The organism is Pseudomonas uvaldensis (assembly GCF_021271205.1).
Lineage (GTDB): Bacteria > Pseudomonadota > Gammaproteobacteria > Pseudomonadales > Pseudomonadaceae > Aquipseudomonas > Aquipseudomonas uvaldensis.
Genome location: NZ_JAIWKS010000002.1, coordinates 710,036 through 729,048, shown reverse-complemented (window position 1 = coordinate 729,048; position 19,013 = coordinate 710,036). Strand labels below are relative to the sequence as shown.

Here is a 19,013-nt window from a genome sequence, read left to right as displayed (position 1 = left end):
CTCGGCGCTCAAGGCGTTGTTGGAGTCCGGTGGCTTGGGTGAGGGCGTGGATACCGTCAACGTGGCGGGTGAAGCGCTCAAGCGCAGTCTGGTTGAGGCGCTGTTCGAGCAGACTTCCGTCAAGCGCCTGTGCAACCTCTACGGTCCTTCGGAAACCACGACCTATTCGAGTTGGGTGTCGATGGCCCGCGAGGATGGGTTTGTTCCGCACATTGGCAAGCCGGTGGCGAACACCCAGTTCTACCTGTTGGATGAACACAAGCAACCGGTGCCCCTGGGTGTGCCGGGCGAAATCTATATCGGTGGCGCTGGGGTGGCTCGGGGTTATTTGAACCGCGACGATCTGACCGCCGAACGCTTCCTCAACGATCCGTTCAGCCATGTTCCGAACGCCCGGATGTACAAGACTGGCGACCTGGGGCGTTACCTGCCGGACGGCAATATCGAGTACCTGGGCCGAAACGACGATCAGGTGAAGATCCGCGGTTTCCGGATCGAACTGGGCGAGATCGAGGCGCGGTTGGCTCAACACAATGCCGTGAAGGAAGCCGTGGTGCTGGCCCGTGAAGATGTACCGGGCGACAAGCGTCTGGTCGCCTATTTCACCGAATCGGCAACGGCGGACATCGAAAGTCTGCGCAGCCATTTGCAAGCGCAACTGCCGGAATACATGGTGCCTTTGGCCTACGTGCGCCTGGATGCGCTGCCGCTGACCCCCAACGGCAAACTCGACCGCAAGGCGTTGCCGGCGCCGGATCAGGATTCGGTCATCAGCCGTGGATACGAAGCCCCTCAAGGCGAGATCGAAACCACCCTGGCGCAGATCTGGCAAGAGCTGCTGGGTCTGCCGCAGGTTGGTCGCCACGACCATTTCTTCGAACTGGGCGGCCATTCGCTGCTGGCGATGCAGTTGATTTCCCAGGTGCGCCTGCGCCTGGGCGTGGAGCTGGGGCTGGCGCAGCTGTTCGCTCATCCACCACTCAAGGAACTGGCGCAGGCGGTGGCCCAGGCCGGGCGCAGCACCTTGCCGGAGATCGTCCGGGTAGCCCGTCATGAAGCGCTGCCCCTGTCGTTCGCCCAGCAGCGTTTGTGGTTCCTCGCGCAGATGGAAGGCGCCAGTTCGGCCTATCACATGCCCGCCGGGTTGCGTTTGCGTGGCGTCCTGGACGGTGTCGCCTTGCAACGGGCGCTGGATTGCATCGTCGCCCGTCACGAGGCGTTGCGTACCACTTTCGTGCGCGACCAGGGCGAAGAAGCCTTGCAACGTATTGCAGCGGCCGACACAGGATTTGCTCTGTTACGGCAGGATCTTTGTGCTCATACCGATGCTGAAGCCGAGCTGCACGCCGTGGCGGCGCGGGAGGCCAGCGACGCTTTCGATCTCGAGAACGGCCCGCTGATCCGGGGACGATTGATCCGCCTGGGTGACGAAGACCATGTATTGCTGGTGACCATGCATCACATCGTTTCGGACGCCTGGTCCATCGGTGTCCTGATCAAGGAGCTGGCGGGGCTCTACGAAGCGTACCGCCATGGCCTGGACGATCCGCTGCCGGCCCTGACGGTGCAGTACGCCGACTACGCGGCGTGGCAACGCCGCTGGCTGAGCGGCGAGGTGTTGCAGGCCCAGTGCAATTACTGGCAGCAAACCCTGGCCGATGCGCCGGCGCTGCTGATGCTGCCGACGGATCGACCACGCCCGGCGCAGCAGGACTACGCTGGCGCGGCGCTGCCGGTGGCATTCGACGCGAACCTGACCGCAGAGCTCAAAGCCTTGAGCCAACGCCACGGCGTTACTCTGTACATGACGTTGATGGCCGCCTGGGCGGCGCTGTTGAGCCGCCTTTCAGGGCAGGACGACGTGGTGATCGGTTCGCCGGCGGCCAACCGCACGCGTTCGGAAATCGAAGGGCTGATCGGCTTCTTCGTCAATACACTGGCCGTGCGCGTCGACGTGTCCGGCGCGCCGACCGTCGAAACCCTGCTGGCTAGGGTCAAGGCCCAGGCGCTTGGGGCTCAGGCGCACCAGGACCTGCCGTTCGAACAGGTGGTGGAGCTGCTCAAGCCGGTGCGTAGCCTGTCCCACAGTCCGCTGTTCCAGGTCATGCTGTCGTGGCAGACCCTGGACAGCACCGAGCTGGTATTGGGGGACTTGAAGCTCGAAGGGCTGGGCGTGGCGAATACGGTCGCCAAGTTCGACTTGTCGTTGGAGCTGGGCGAGCTACAGGGACAAGTCTTCGGCACCCTTGAATACGCCACGGCGTTGTTCGACGCGAGCACGGTGCAGCGATACATCGGCTACTTCGAGCGTCTGCTGCGGGCCATGGTGGCGAACGAACAGATGCCGGTCGACCGGATCGAGCTGCTGGACGATGCCGAGCGCGAGCATCTGCTGGTGGGACTGAACGCCAACCAGGCGCCATATCCTCACACACAGACGATCCATCAGTTGTTCGAAGCCCAGGTCGCGGCCCGGCCGGAGGCTATCGCGGTGGTCTTCGAGGGCGAGCGCCTGAGCTACGCCGAACTGAATCGCCAGGCCAACCAGTTGGCTCATCACCTGATCGGCCTGGGCATCCGTCCGGACGATCGGGTGGCGATCTGCGTCGAGCGTAGCGCCGAAATGCTGGTGGGCCTGCTGGCGATCCTCAAGGCCGGTGGCGGCTACGTGCCGCTTGACCCGGCGTATCCGGCCGAACGGCTGGCCTACATGCTGGCCGACAGCGCCCCGGTGGCCGTGCTGACCCAACGCGGGCTGCAGGACCGCCTACCGCCGCTGTCGGCGCCGGTGGTGTTGCTCGATCATGCCGAACGCAGGCAACAGGGCATTACCGCCGGCCGTGATGACAACCCGGTCGTTGCATCACTGGGCGTGCGTCACCTGGCCTACGTGATCTATACCTCGGGTTCGACCGGCGCCCCGAAAGGGGTGATGATCGAGCACCGAGGCCTGGTCAACTATTGCGTCGACGCGGTCAGGCTGTTCGGCCTGACACCGGCCGATACCGTGCTGCAACAGAACACGTTGAACTTCGACCTGTCGGTGGAGGAGATTTTCCCGGCGCTGGTCGCCGGGGCCACCCTGGCGCCGACCCGCACGCTGTTTGGCAGCGCCGAACTGCAGCAGGACAGTGACGTCCGGCCGACCTTCCTGCACCTGACCGCGGCGCACTGGCATACCCTGGCGGCCGAATGGCACAACACGCCGGCCCAGGCCCGGGATCATTTGCGCGATGTGCGGCTGGTCAACGTCACCGGCGATGCCCTGTCCGTGCAGAAACTGCAGATGTGGGACGCGGTACGTCCGGCTCATACGCAATTGATCAACACTTATGGACCGACCGAGGCCACGGTATCCTGCACCGCGGCCTACATGCAGTATGACGCCAGCGCCATGACCGCAAACGCCACCATCGGTACGCCGATGGCCAATACCCGCATCTACCTGCTCGACGGGCACCGCCAACCGGTGCCGTTCGGGGTGGCGGGGGAGATCTTCATTGGCGGCGAGGGTGTGGCACGGGGCTATTTGAACCTCGACACCATCAATGCCGAGCGTTTCCTGGTCGATCCATTCAGCGACCAGCCCGACGCCCGGATGTACAAGACCGGCGACCTGGCTCGTTACCGTCCTGACGGACGTATCGAGTACCTGGGCCGCAACGATTTCCAGGTCAAGGTGCGGGGGTTCCGGATCGAGCTGGGCGAGATCGAAACCCGGCTGGGCGAATGTGCCGGGGTCAAGGAAGCCGCGGTGATCGTGCGCGAAGACCTGCCGGGCGACAAGCGCCTGGTGGCCTACGTCGTGCCCCAGGCCGGCGTGACCTTGAGTGCCGCTGTCCTGCGTGCCGAACTGTCGGCGCGGCTGGCCGACTATATGATGCCGGGGGCGTTCGTCAGCCTGCCCGCGCTGCCGCTCACACCGAACCGTAAGCTCGACCGCCAGGCGTTGCCGGCCCCGCATGCCGAGGCCTATGCCAACCGGACCCATGAAACGCCTCAAGGCGCCACGGAAGTCGCGTTGGCGCAGATCTGGCAGGACTTGCTCAACGTCGAGGCGGTGGGGCGTCACGATCATTTCTTCGAACTGGGCGGTCATTCGTTGCTGGTGATGCGTCTGATCGCCAAGGTGCGTGAACAACTGGGTGTCGAGCTGAACCTGAGTGACGTCTTTGCCCAACCGCAATTGAGCGCGCTGGCCCAGGTGTTGTCCGAGACTGCGCGCAGCACACGACCGGGCATCGTGCCGGTGCCCCGCGAGCAGGTTCTGCCGCTGTCCTTTGCCCAGCAGCGCCTGTGGTTCCTGGCCCAGCTGGATGCTGGCAGCGCGGCGTATCACATCCCCACCGGCCTGCGCCTGCGGGGCGCACTGGATGTTCACGCGCTGGTACGTGCCCTGAATCGCATCGTGGCCCGCCACGAAGCCTTGCGCACGACCTTCGTGCAGGCGCAGGGCCAGGAGGTTGAACAACGCATCGCTGCGGTCGACATTGGTTTTGCGCTGTCGCTACACGATCTGACGGAGTCTCCGGACGCCGAGGCCGCGTTGTCGAGCATGGCCGAGGAAGAGGCACGGGAGGCCTTCGACCTGGCGCAAGGCCCTCTGGCGCGCGGTCGATTGTTGCGCATGGCCGAGGAGGACCACGTGCTGCTGGTCACCCTGCACCATATCGTCTCCGACGGCTGGTCCGCTGACCTGCTGACCCGTGAGCTGGGCTTGCTGTATGCGGCGTTCAGTCAGGGCCACGACGACCCGCTGCCGGCCTTGCCGGTGCAATACGCCGACTACGCCGTCTGGCAACGGCGTTGGCTCACGGGCGAGGTCCTGGAGGCGCAGGAACACTACTGGCGGCAAACCCTGGCTGGCGCACCTGCGTTGCTGACGTTGCCCACCGACCGGCCACGGCCGGCACAGCAGGACCACGCCGGCCATGCGGTGGGCATCGCCTTCGACGAGGAGCTGACCGCCGGCCTCAAGGCGCTGAGCCAGCGACATGGCACCACGCTGTTCATGACGGTATTGGCCGCCTGGTCGGCGGTGCTGGGGCGTCTGTCCGGACAGGACGATGTCGTCATCGGTACGCCGACGGCCAACCGCATGCAGGCGGAGGTCCAGGACGTGATCGGCCTGTTCGTCAATACGCTGGCCGTGCGTATCGAGGTGTCGGCCAAGCTGACGGTCGACAGCTTGTTGCAACAGGTGAAGGCCCGGACCCTGGACGCCCAGGCCCATCAGGACCTGCCGTTCGAGCAAGTAGTAGAGGTGGTCCGGCCACTGCGCAGCCTGTCCCATAGCCCGGTGTTCCAGGCCATGCTGTCGTGGCAGAACAGCGAAACCAGCGGCTTGGAGCTGCACGACATGTCGCTGCAAGGGCTGGGCGTGACCAGCCGCACCGCCAAGTTCGATGTGCTGCTGGACATGGCACTGATCGACGGTCGCCTGTTCGGCTCGCTGGAGTACGCCACGGCGTTGTTCGACCAGGCCACGATGGAGCGTTACCTCGGCTATCTCGAGCGCATGTTGCGCGCCATGGTTGCCGACGAACGAGCTGTCGTAGCGCAGATCCCGTTGCTGGGTGAGCAGGAGCGTCAGCACCTGCTGGATACCTTCAACGCCACGCAAGTCGACTACCCGACAGGGCTGACCCTGCACGGTTTGTTCGAGACACAGGTGAAGGCGTCCCCGGATGCCGTCGCCGTGGTCTTCGACGAACAGACTCTGAGTTATGGGCAGTTGAACCAGCGCGCCAACCGCATCGCGCACCGCCTGCTCGCCCTGGGCCTGCGCCCCGACGATCGCGTGGCGATCTGCGCGGACCGCAGCCTGGACATGGTGGCCGGCCTGCTGGGCATCCTCAAGTCCGGTGCCGCGTATGTGCCGCTGGACCCGGACTATCCGCTCGACCGACTGGCCTACATGCTGGAAAACAGCGCGCCGACGGTGGTGCTGACCCAACGTGCGTTGCAGGCCAGCCTGCCTGCGACGCCCGCCACGGTATTGCTGCTGGACGACGAGGCATTCTCCACCTGGCCGACCGACAATCCGCCGTTGCCGGACCTGCGGGCCGACCATCTGGCCTACGTCATCTACACCTCCGGGTCCACGGGCCTGCCCAAGGGCGTGATGAACGAGCACGGCGCGGTCGTCAACCGGCTGTTGTGGATGCAGGAGGCCTATCGCCTGACGGCTGACGACGCGGTACTGCAAAAGACCCCGTTCAGCTTCGACGTTTCGGTGTGGGAATTCTTCTGGCCGCTGTTCACCGGTGCTCGACTGGTGATGGCACGGCCGGGTGGGCATCGTGATCCCGGTTACCTGCGCGAGGTGATCCAGGCCCAGGGCATCACCACGATGCACTTCGTGCCGTCGATGCTCGATGTGTTCCTGGCCCATGGCGATGCCCAGGGCTGCGCTGGATTGCGCCATGTCATGTGCAGCGGCGAGGCCTTGCCGGGGCACCTGGTGCGACGCTTCAAGGCGCAACTGCCGCACGTGGCGTTGCACAACCTGTACGGCCCGACCGAAGCGGCCGTGGACGTGACGGCCTGGGACTGCTCAGGCGCCGACACACCGGACAGCACGCCGATCGGCAAGCCGATTGCCAATACCCGCATCTATCTGCTCGATACTCATGGGCAACCGGTGCCCATGGGTGTGGCTGGCGAAATCCATATCGGCGGGGTGCAGGTGGCGCGCGGTTATCTGCACCGCCCGGAACTGACCGCCGAGCGCTTCCTCGACGACCCGTTCAGCGCCGTGCCGGGTGCGCGGATGTACAGGACCGGTGACTTGGGGCGTTACCTGGCGGACGGCAATATCGACTACCTGGGGCGCAACGACGATCAGGTGAAGATTCGTGGCTTCCGCATTGAATTGGGTGAGATCGAAGCCCGGTTGGCGCTGCATCGCGGCGTGAAGGAGACCGTGGTGCTGGCCCGTGAAGATGGGGCGGGAGCCAGGCAACTGGTTGCCTATTTCACCACCCATGATGGCGCTCAAGCGCCAGGGATCGAAGCACTGCGCACCGGGTTGCAGGCACAGTTGCCCGAATACATGGTCCCGGCGGCCTATGTCCGACTCGATGTCCTGCCGCTGACGCCCAACGGCAAGCTTGATCGCAAGGCGCTGCCGGCACCGGACCTGGCCGCGGTGATCAGCCGTGAATACGAAGCGCCCCGGGGGGCGGTGGAAACATTACTGGCGCAGCTTTGGGCCGATCTGCTCAAGGTCGAGCGAGTAGGGCGCCACGACCACTTCTTCGAACTGGGCGGCCACTCTCTGCTGGCCGTCACGCTGGTGGAGCGTATGCGCCAGGCCGGCCTGGCAGCGGATGTGCGGGTGTTGTTCGGCCAACCGACCCTGGCGGCGTTGGCGGCTGCCGTGGGCCGGACGACGGAATTGGCGGTACCGGCCAATGGCATCCTGCCGGGCTGTACCCGGATCACGCCGAACATGTTGCCGCTGGCCGACCTGACCCAGGCGCATATCGAGCAGATCGTCGCCGGGGTGCCGGGAGGCGCTGCCAACGTCCAGGATATCTACGCCCTGGCACCGTTGCAGGAAGGCATCCTTTATCACCACATGGCCTCGCAACAGGGCGACCTCTATCTGCAACAGGCCTTGTTCAATCTGGCCGACCGCAATCGGCTGGACGCCTTCGTCGACGCCTTGCAAGGTGTGATCGATCGCCACGATATCCTGCGCACGGCCGTGCTCTGGGAGGGCCTGGGTGAGCCCGTGCAAGTGGTCCTGCGCAACGCTTGTCTGGTGGTCGAGAAGTGTGTGGTCGAGCCTGGGCATGACGTCGCCGCACAGTTGCGCGAGCGTTTCGACCCGCGGCACTACCGACTGGACGTGCGCCAGGCGCCGCTGATGCGACTGGCCTGTGCCTATGACGACCAACAGCAGCGTTGGGTGGCGCTGCTGCTGTTCCATCACATTGCCCTCGACCACACCGCGCTGGAGGTGATCCAGCACGACATGCAAGCGTTCCTGCTGGGACAACACGCCCAACTGGGCGAGGCCATGCCGTACCGCAACTATGTGGCCCAGGCACGGCTGGGTGTCAGCCAAAGCGAGCATGAAGCGTTCTTCAGCGACATGCTCAAGGATGTGCAGGAACCGACCCTGCCGTTCGGCCTGCAGGACGTGCGCGGCGACAGCCATGACGTCGAGCAGGCACAGTGGCCCGTGGACGAGGCCTTGAGCCGACGTCTGCGGACCCAGGCCCGGCAGCTGGGGGTGAGCGCGGCGAGCCTGCATCACCTGGCCTGGGCGCGGGTGCTGGCGGGTGTTTGCGGCCGTGACGACGTGGTATTCGGTACGGTGTTGATGGGCCGGATGCAGGGGGGTGAAGGGGCTGACCGCGCACTGGGTTTGTTCATCAACACCTTGCCGCTGCGGGTTGATGTCGGCACCCTCGGTGCTCGCGCCGGGGTGCAGGCGACCCACGGGCGTCTTACCGCCCTGTTGGGACACGAGCATGCGTCGCTGGCACTGGCCCAGCGTTGCAGCGGTGTCGCCACGCCGGCACCGTTGTTCAGCGCCTTGCTGAACTACCGGCACAGTGCGACCCAGGTCAGCCAGGAATCTCAGTCGGCCTGGAACGGGATCGAAGGGCTCGGCGGCGAGGAATGGAGCAACTACCCGCTGTCACTCAACGTCGACGACCTGGGCGAAGCCTTCCTGCTGGGCGCCACGGTGTCGGCCCGAATCGGGGCAGAGCGCGTGTGCGGCTACATGCACACGGCACTCGAAAGCCTGGTCGATGCGCTGGAGCACGCCCCAGATACACCGCTGCGCGAGCTGGGGATCGTGCCGCAGGACGAGCGTCGACAATTGCTGGTGGCGTTCAATGCCACTGACACGGTCTATCCTCGCGAGCAGACGGTACAGGCCTTGTTCGAAGCCCAGGCCAATGTCCGGCCCGAGGCGATTGCCCTCCAGCATGGCGAGCAACAGTTGACCTACCGAGAGCTGGACGAACGCGCCAGTCGCCTGGCGCGCTACCTCTTGGAGCTCGGGGTGAAACCTCAGGCACGGGTTGCGATCTTGTTGGACCGCTCGTTCGACCTGGTTATCAGCGAACTGGCCATCCTCAAGTGCGCGGCGGTCTATGTGCCGCTGGACCATCATGCACCCGAGGAGCGTCAGCGCTTCATCCTGCAGGACAGTGCGGCGGTGCTGATGCTGACCACCAGCGACAGGACCGTGCCCCAGGCGTTGCCACGGGTGGACCTGGATACGTTGCACCTGGCCCGGGACGAGCGAGCTTGCCCATGTCCTGTCCAGGCGAGCGATACGCCGGCCTATATCATGTACACCTCGGGTTCCACCGGCCATCCCAAAGGGGTGATCGTTCCGCACCTGGCCATCGGTCGCCTGGCGATCAACAACGGTTATGCGGATTTCAGCCCCGGTGATCGGCTGGCCTTCGCCTCGAACCCGGCGTTCGACGCCAGCACCATGGAAGTCTGGGGGGCCTTGCTCAACGGCGGTCGTGTGGTGATCGTCGATCACGATACGTTGCTCGATCCGCCCCGGCTTGCCCAGGTACTGGCGAACGCGAGGGTCTCGGCGCTGTTCCTGACCACCGCCATGTTCAACCAATACGTAATGCTGATCCCGGATGCGCTGGCGCGCCTGCGGATCCTGATGTGCGGTGGCGAGCGGGCCGACCCGGCGTCCTTCCGGCGCCTGCTGGCCCTGGCGCCGTCGCTGCAGCTGTTGCATTGTTACGGTCCCACCGAGACCACCACATTCGCGACGACCCACACGGTCACCGACGTGCCCCAGGGTGCGACGAGCATTCCAATCGGCCGGCCTATCGCCAACACCCGGGTCTATATCCTGGATGCCGCGGGCCAGCCAGTGCCCATCGGCGTAGCGGGGGAGATCCATATTGGTGGCGCCGGTGTAGCGCTCGGCTATCTGAATCGCAAGGACCTGACCGACGAGCGCTTCATCGCCGATCCGTTCAGCGACCGGGCCGACGCGCGGCTGTACCGCAGCGGTGACCTGGGCTGCTGGCTGCCCGACGGGACGATCGAGTACCTGGATCGCAACGACGGACAGGTGAAGATCCGTGGTTTCCGCATCGAACTCGGTGAGATCGAGGCCCGTTTGCATGAGTATCAGGGAGTGCGCGAGGCGCTGGTGGTGGCCCGTGAGGACAACCCCGGCGACAAGCGCCTGATCGCCTACTACACCGAACAGACGGACGAAGCCGTGCTCGATGCGCAAGCGTTGCGCGAGCACCTGCGCGCCTGCCTGCCGGAGTTCATGGTTCCGGCGGCCTATGTGCGCCTGACGGCGCTACCGCTGACGCTGAACGGCAAGATCAATGTCGGCGCGTTGCCCGTGCCGGAGGCCCATGCTTACGGCGACCGGGGCTACGAGCCGCCACAGGGCGAGTTGGAAATGACGCTGGCCGGTCTGTGGGCCGAGGTGCTGAAGCTGGAGCAGGTCGGGCGTCGGGACAATTTCTTTGAGCTGGGCGGCCATTCACTGCTGGCGATCCGGCTGGTGGGGCTGTTGGCCCAGTCCGGCCTGACGGTCACGCTGGCCGAGTTGTTCCAGCACGACAGTGTCGCAGCGTTGGCGACGCTGCTTCAGTCCCGCACCGCGAACGTCCAAGTGCAGGAAACGGTCGTGCCGGTGCGCACCAGTGGCCTTCAGAACCCGTTGTTCCTGGTGCATGAGTTCAGCGGTCTGGATCTCTATTTCCCAGCGTTGGGCAAATACATCGACGAGGACATCCCGGTCTATGGCTTGCCCGCCGTGGAGTGGGGCGAGCCGCAGCTGCAGACGATGGAGTGCATGGCTTCGCGGCTGGTGGGCATCATCCGTTCGGTACAACCGCAGGGGCCTTACCGCCTGGCCGGTTGGTCCTTCGGCGGGGCCCTGGCCTACGAGACTGCCATCCAGCTCATTGGCCTGGACGAAGAGGTCGAGTTCGTCGGCCTGATCGATAGCTACCTGCCGCGACTGGTGGACCAGGGGCGCGAACGCTGGGCCCTGGATGAAGCCCACAAGCTCCATCTGCTGGACCGCTGCGACGTATTCTGGAAGGCCTCGTCTCCGGGCGAGGAAGTGCTTGAGTCGATCCTGGGCAAACTGGCCGACCTGCAAGGACAACTGGACGATTTCGAGTTCGAAGCCCTGGTGCAGCATTGCCGCGAGCAGGGTGTACTGCCGTCCGAGCTGGCCGTTTATAGCGCCGCCCAGCTCTGGCAGTACCTGGACCGCGAGGTCGCCCACGGTCACGCGCTGGCCCATTACATGGTGTACCCGATTTCGATACCGGTGCACCTGTTCGTGGCCGAGGAGCGCAAGGACGATGCGCCTGAACACACCGGCTACCTGGGTTGGGACGCTGTCCTGCCGAAAACGCAGATGCATTGCGCCAAGGTGCCCGGCAATCACCAGACGATGATGCAGGCGCCACACGTGCAGGCGCTGGGCCAGGCCATCAGCGATGCCCTTCACGCCGTGACGTCACGTCCCATTTCGTCGACGAAGCGTGCGTTCCAACCCTTGCTGACGATCCAGGGCGGGCGCGCCGACCGGGCTCCGATCTTCTGTGTACCGGGCGCGGGAGACAGCGTGACCGGTTTCATTGGTCTGACCGACGCCTTTGGCCCGGACTGGCCGATCCATGGGCTCCAGCACCGTGGGCTGGACGGCAGCACAGAGCCTTTCAGCCTGGTGGAGACCGCCGCCCAGGCGTACCTCGAAGCCATCGACAAGGTGCAACCGGAGGGGCCAGTGCATCTGCTGGGGCATTCCTTCGGTGGTTGGATTGTCTTCGAGATGGCGGCCCGTCTGCACGCTCGTGGTCGCAAGGTGGCCTCGTTGACGCTGATCGACAGCGAGTCGCCGGGCGGCAATGGCGTGGTGGGCAGGCCTTATACCGGGACGGGGGTGCTGAACCGACTGATCGAGGCGATGCAACTGGCCTCGGGCAAGTCGCTCGGTATCGATGCCACGGTGTTTGGTGCTCAGGACGATGCGGCACAGATGCGCCTGCTGCACGCCGGCATGGTCCGTGCCGGAATGTTGCACCAGCGTTCGGCGGTGGACGCGATGCGAGGGCCGGCGCGGGCCTTCGGTACGGCCCTGCGCACGGTCTATCAACCGCAACACCAGTACACCGGGCCGGTGCGGCTGGTGCTGGCGAACGATCCGACCCTGGATACGGCCGGCAACCAACGTGAACAACAACAAATGATCGAAGGATGGCGCAAGCATGTGCCCGACCTGGATGTCTGGTACGGGCCGGGCAACCATTTCACGATTCTCAAGGCGCCCCATGTCCACAACCTGGCTGCCTGGTGGCACGACAGCCTGCCCGTACCCGATGAGGAGGAGACCAGTGATCTTGTCTAGCCGTGCTCCCCAGGGGCACTTACCTGGAACCCGGTGCCGTACTGGCCGGGTCTGAACTCAACACGCACATAGAGTCATTTATGGAAAAGTCGAAGTTTCGAAAAATCGCTATCGTGCTTGTCCTGGTCGTGGTGACCGGCCTGGTTTTCTACAGCGCTCAGTCGCCGGGGAAACCGCCGGAGTACCTGACCGCCACGGTCGAGCGCACTGACATCGAGAATGCGGTGCTGGCCACCGGGACGCTGCAGGGCGTCAAGCAGGTGGATGTCGGTGCCCAGGTGTCGGGCCAGTTGAAGTCACTCAAGGTCAAACTGGGTGACAAGGTCAAGAAAGGCCAGTGGCTGGCGGAAATCGACCCGCTGATTGCGCAGAATGCGCTTCGCCAGGCCCAGGTCAATGAAGAGAACCTGATGGCGCGCCGGCAAGCCACCGCGGCCCAGCTCAAGGACGCCAAAGCCACTTACGAGCGCTATAAGGTGCTGCAACCGGACGACGCGATTTCCAAGCAGGAGTACGAGACCGCCGAGTCCAACTACCGGGTGGAAGCCGCCAACCTGCTGTCCCTCGATGCCCAGATAAAGGACGCCCGGATCCAGGTGGAAACGGCACGGGTCAACCTGGCCTATACCCATATCGTGGCCCCCATCGACGGTTATGTCGTAGGCATTGTGACCCAGGAAGGCCAGACCGTGATTGCCGAGCAACTGGCGCCGGTGCTGCTCAAGCTGGCCGACCTGGACACCATGACCGTCAAGGCCCAGGTCTCCGAAGCCGATGTGATCCATATCGTGCCCGGGCAGGAGGTGTACTTCACCATCCTCGGTGAAGCGGAGAAACGCTACTACGCCACCCTGCGAGGCACCGAGCCGGCGCCGCAGAATTTCCTCGAAACCCAGACCGCCGGCACGCCCAAGCAGAACACCGCGGTGTTCTACAACAGCCTGTTCGACGTACCGAACCCTGACCATCGCTTGCGCATCTCGATGACCGCCCAGGTCCGTATCGTCCTGGACAAGGCCAAATCGGTGCTGACGGTTCCGGTTGCGGCCCTGGGCGCGAAGAACCAGGACGGCAGCTACGTAGTTCGGGTGCTGGACGCCGAAGGCAAGGCGCAGCCACGTAACGTGCGAACCGGTATCAACAACAATGTCCGGGCCGAAATCAAGGACGGCCTGGCCGAGGGCGACAAAGTCGTCATTGGCGAGCCGGCCCCGGCCGTGGCGGGGGCCTGACCATGACGCGACCACTGTTGGAACTCAAGGGGATCACCCGCAGCTTTCTCGCAGGAGAAAAGGCGTTCATAGCGCTCAAGGACATCAACCTGACGATCAACGCCGGAGAAATCGTGGCGATCACCGGGGCCTCCGGTTCCGGTAAATCCACCCTGATGAATGTGCTCGGCTGCCTCGATCATCCGAGTTCCGGCAGTTACAAGGTGGATGGACGCGAGACCGGTTCGATGGATGACCATGAGCTGGCGGTCCTGCGCCGCGATCACTTCGGGTTCATCTTCCAGCGTTATCACCTGCTGCCTCACCTCAGTGCCTTGCACAATGTCGAGATGCCGGCCATCTACGCGGGCGCCGCCGAGTCGCAACGCCACAGCCGGGCCGGGGAACTGCTGGGCCGCCTGGGACTGGAGGGACACTTGGCCAATCGACCGAGCCAGCTTTCCGGCGGGCAGCAGCAGCGGGTGAGTATTGCCCGGGCGCTGATGAATGGCGGCGAGATCATCCTGGCCGACGAGCCCACCGGTGCACTGGATACCGCCAGCGGCCGGGAAGTGATGAAAATTCTGTTGGAGCTCAACGCGGCGGGGCACACGGTCATCATCGTAACCCACGACGAAAAGGTGGCCGCCCATGCCCAGCGCATCATCGAGATCCGCGACGGCGAGATTGTCAGTGACCGACCCAACCCCCAGCGTCCGCTGGAAGAACTGGCGCAACCGCAGGCACGTCCGGCCAGGGTCAAGCCGACGAACCGCCTGCTTGCCAGCTTCGGGCTGTTCAGCGAGGCGTTCAACATGGCGTGGGTGGCGCTGGTGTCTCATCGGATGCGCACCTTGTTGACCATGCTGGGGATCATCATCGGCATCACTTCGGTGGTTTCGATCGTGGCCATTGGTGAAGGGGTCAAGCAGTATGTTCTGAAGGACATCGAAGCGATCGGCAGCAATACGATCGAGATCATGCCCGGCGCCGACTGGGGAGACAGTCGCTCGACCGCTATCGAAACCCTGGTGCTGTCCGATGTCACGGCCCTGAGCGACCAGTACTACATCGACAGCGCGACCCCCAACCTGGGGCGCAACCTGTTGTTGCGCTATGAAAACATCGACGTCAATGCCACCGTCAATGGTGTGAGTTCGAGCTATTTCCAGGTGCGTGGAATCAAGATCGGCTCGGGGGTAAAGTTCAGCGAAGACGATGCCCGGCGCCAGTCGCAAGTGGTAGTGATCGACCATAACACCCGGCAGCGGCTGTTTGGCCCGAACACGGATCCGCTGGGCAAGGTGATCCTCATCGACAATCTGCCTTGCACGGTCATCGGTGTGACCGAAGATCGCAAGAGTGTCTTCAACACGAACAAGAATCTGAATGTCTGGATGCCCTATGAAACCGCGGCCGGGCGATTGCTGGGCCAGCGTTTCCTGGACAGCATTACCGTACGAATCAAGGACGGGCAGCCGAGCAAGGCCGTGGAGGATAACGTCGTCAAGCTCCTTGAACAGCGCCATGGCATCAAGGATTTCTTCACCTACAACCTCGACAGCGTGTTGCAGACGGTGCAGAAGACCAGCCAGTCCCTGGCATTGCTGCTCTCGCTGATCGCCGTCATTTCGCTGGTGGTGGGCGGTATCGGGGTGATGAACATCATGCTGGTCTCGGTGACCGAACGCACCCGTGAGATCGGCATCCGCATGGCCGTCGGGGCCCGTCAGTCCGATATACGCCAGCAGTTCCTGGTGGAGGCGGTGATGGTGTGCCTGCTGGGAGGGACGATCGGCATCGCCTTGTCGTTCGGCATCGGCTATGTGTTTTCGATTTTCGTCAAGGAATGGCAAATGGTGTTTTCGATGGGGTCGATCATCACTGCGGTCGTCTGTTCGACGGTCATCGGCATCGTGTTCGGCTTCGTGCCTGCGCGCAATGCGGCGCGCCTTGACCCGATCAATGCCCTGGCGCGGGATTGACAACGATCGGCGGGACACAGTTCAAGTGCAGGGGGAGTCTGCTCGCGACAGGTATTTCGTGTTATGTTATCCGCTTTCGTTTGGCAGGCATTCTCATTCCTGCCTTGCGCGGACCAACGACTTTCACCCCGAGTACTGCCATGAGCCTACCTTCAAGCGTGACGAGCCCGTCCGGCGTCCGTGCGCCTGCGCTTGCAACCCCCGCTGTAACGACCAATGTCCGCATGCTCGCCATCGACGCCCTGCGCGGTTTCGTCATGCTGCTGATGCTGGTGGATCACGTCCGCGAGACCTTCTTGCTGCACCGTCAGGTCACGGACCCCATCGATGCGCTGAGCGTTTCGCCGGACCTGTATTTCACGCGTCTGCTCAGCACGCTTTGCGCCCCCGTGTTCATTTTTCTGACCGGTTTGTCGGCCTGGCTCTACAGCCAGAAGCACACCGCCGGCGAGACCTCGCTGTTTCTGCTCAAACGTGGCCTGTTCCTGGTGTTCCTGGAAGTCACCTTCGTGTGTTTCGCCTGGAACGCCGAATTCCCGCCCAAGACACTGTGGTTGCAGGTGATCTGGTGCATTGGCATCTGCATGATCGTCCTGGCCGCCTTGCTGCATCTCAAGCGCAGCTGGTTGATCGTCCTCGGCGTGGCCATCGTCGCCGGCCACAACCTCCTCGATGGCGTGGTGCTGGGCCCGGATTCACCGTTCTTCGTCCCCTGGTCGATTCTTCACCAGCGCGCATTCATCGACATCACCGAGTTCACTCGGGCGCGTACCACGTATCCGGTATTGCCGTGGATCGGCGTAATCCTGCTGGGCTGGGCCATCGGGCCATGGTTCGGCAAAGAGGCGGCGCCGGCCGTGCGTTTGCGTCGCTTGCTACAGGTTGGCCTCGGACTGTTGCTGGCCTTCGTCTGCATCCGCTACCTGAACGTCTATGGCGACAAGCCCTGGGTCCAGACCGGCGATGCGCTGCGCACCGTCATGAGCTTCATGAGCGCGACGAAATATCCGCCCTCGCTGATGTTCCTGCTGCCGACCCTGGGCGTGGGCCTGATTCTGCTGGCGCTTTTCGAGAAAGCCCAGCAACGGGGCGTCATTGCGCTGTTGGCGATTTATGGCGGCGCGCCGATGTTTTTCTATCTGCTGCACCTTTACGTGCTCAAGGCGCTGTACCTGATGGCGGTCGCGATCTGGGGTACCAACCAGGGCGCCTACTACGGCTTCGACCATCTGCCGATGGTATGGCTGTGGAGCGTGCTGCTGGGTGTCGTGCTGTTTTTCCCGACGCGCTGGTTCGCAGAGCTCAAACAACGACGTCGTGATATCACGGTTCTGAAATACTTCTGAATGGCAAGATTCCCGTGGCTCCCGCGTCGAGGGGAGCCCATCGGGGCCATCAAATTGCCTCAATTTACCCAGTGCTTTTGTCAGGAATATGAAAAAGAGGCTTCGGTCTGCTTGTTTCATTATGTAAACTCCCCCCGCTGCGACAATCGGGCACGGCCAGGCCAGACCCGATCAAGACCGTTTTGCAGTGTCCCTCACCCAGCTGAAGCCAAGACCTACAAGAAGTCAGTGCCGGAGAGACATAAACCGAGGCCGCTGTAGCGCGGCCCTGTAGGTCCATCCTCCAGTCCATTCGAACCAGACACGCTGGCGTTGCCGGCCATGGGCGTGGTCTATCATTGAACAGGACCGGGGGGCGGAATGGCGTTCCATCCTAGGGATACACACATGTTGAAGAAAACACACACGGCGCTGCTGGGCCTGGCGATGGCGATGGGTCTTGCGACCACGCACGCCGCCGAGCCAAAAAAAGTAGATGTCCTGCTCATTGGTGGGGGCATCATGAGCTCGACACTCGGCGTTTGGCTCAATGAGCTGGAGCCGGGCTGGACCATGGAAATGGTCGAGCGCCTGGACGGTGTTGCGGAAGAAAGCTCCAACGGCTGGAACAACGCCGGTACGGGTCACTCCGCGCTTGCCGAGCTGAACTACACGCCGGAAGACAAGAACGGCAAGGTCGACATCTCCAAGGCCATCGAAATCAACGAAGCCTTCCAGATCTCCCGTCAGTTCTGGTCCTGGCAGGTCAAGCAGGGTGTGCTGAAGAACCCGCGCTCGTTCATCAATTCCACACCGCACATGAGCTTCCTGTGGGGCGACGAGAACATCGCCTTCCTGAAGAAACGCTATGAAGCGCTCCAGGCCAGCCCTTTGTTCGCCGGCATGCAGTACTCCGAAGACCCTGCGCAGATCAGCAAGTGGGTTCCACTGATGATGCAAGGGCGCGATCCGAGCCAGAAGGTGGCAGCCACCTGGAGTCCCCTGGGTACCGACGTGAACTTCGGCGAAATCACCCGTCAGTTCGCCGCTTACCTGCAAACCAAGCCGAACTTCTCGCTGAAACTGTCCAGCGAAGTGGAAGAGATCACCCGCAACGAAGACGGTACCTGGCGCGTTTCGTACAAGAACCTGAAAGACGGCACCGAAACCGAGACCGACGCCAAGTTCGTCTTCATCGGCGCTGGCGGCGGTGCCCTGCACCTGCTGCAGAAGTCCGACATTCCGGAAGCCCGTGAATACGCAGGTTTCCCAGTGGGCGGTTCGTTCCTGGTGACCGAAAACCCCACTGTCGCCCAGCTGCACCTGGCCAAGGCCTATGGCAAGGCTTCGGTTGGCGCGCCGCCGATGTCGGTTCCGCACCTCGATACCCGCGTGCTCGATGGCAAGCGTGTCATCCTGTTTGGCCCGTTCGCGACGTTCTCCACCAAGTTTCTCAAGAACGGCTCGTACTTCGACCTGCTGACCAGCACCACCACCCACAACGTGTGGCCAATGACCAAGGTCGGTATCGAACAGTACCCGCTGGTCGAGTACCTGGCCGGTCAACTGATGCTGTCGGACGAAGACCGTTTCAACGCCCTGAAGGAATACTTCCCCGAGGCCAAGCAGGAAGACTGGCGCCTGTGGCAAGCCGGCCAGCGTGTGCAGATCATCAAGCGTGACGAAGAGAAGGGCGGCGTCCTGAAACTCGGCACCGAAGTGGTCGCTTCCCAGGATGGCAGTATCGCCGGCCTGCTGGGTGCCTCGCCAGGCGCCTCGACTGCCGCGCCGATCATGCTGACCGTGCTCGAAAAGGTCTTCAAGGACAAGGTTGCCACCCCGGCCTGGCAGGAAAAACTGCGTCAGATCGTGCCGAGCTACGGCACCAAGCTCAACGACAGCCCCGAGCGTGTGGCTCAGGAATGGGCTTACACCAGCGAAGTCCTGCAACTGGACCCGCCGCCGGCCATCGGCAAGCCAGGCGCTGCCGTGGTTCCGGCCAAGCCCGCTGCTGCCCGCGAAAGCAACCCGGCGGCCGATATGGCGCTGTAAACCTCGCTCTGTGAGGTAAAGTAACAGCGCTCTATGTGCAATGCTGTTCACT

General features: G+C 63.4%; 5 protein-coding genes. All 5 read left to right on the top strand.

The window, feature by feature from the left end; genetic code table 11:
* On the top strand, positions 1-12,388 hold a 12,388-nt coding region (locus LCU97_RS06480; protein ID WP_232775919.1), incomplete at its 5' end, for a non-ribosomal peptide synthetase.
* An 80-nt stretch (positions 12,389-12,468) separates the two neighbouring features.
* Positions 12,469-13,620 (top strand): macrolide transporter subunit MacA, encoded by a 1,152-nt coding sequence (gene macA / locus LCU97_RS06475; protein WP_232775918.1) that lies wholly within the window; start codon positions 12,469-12,471, stop codon positions 13,618-13,620.
* A gap of 2 nt (positions 13,621-13,622) precedes the next feature.
* Positions 13,623-15,584, top strand: coding sequence for a MacB family efflux pump subunit (locus tag LCU97_RS06470; RefSeq protein WP_053156850.1), 1,962 nt, complete (start codon positions 13,623-13,625; stop codon positions 15,582-15,584).
* 140 nt (positions 15,585-15,724) lie between these two features.
* A complete protein-coding gene (locus tag LCU97_RS06465) occupies positions 15,725-16,930 on the top strand; it encodes a DUF1624 domain-containing protein (protein ID WP_232775917.1) in 1,206 nt (401 codons plus the stop codon).
* Positions 16,931-17,317: 387 nt separating this feature from the next.
* Entirely contained in the window at positions 17,318-18,961 is a 1,644-nt protein-coding gene (gene mqo / locus LCU97_RS06460) for a malate dehydrogenase (quinone) (protein ID WP_053156846.1), read from the top strand.
* Positions 18,962-19,013: the final 52 nt, after the last annotated feature.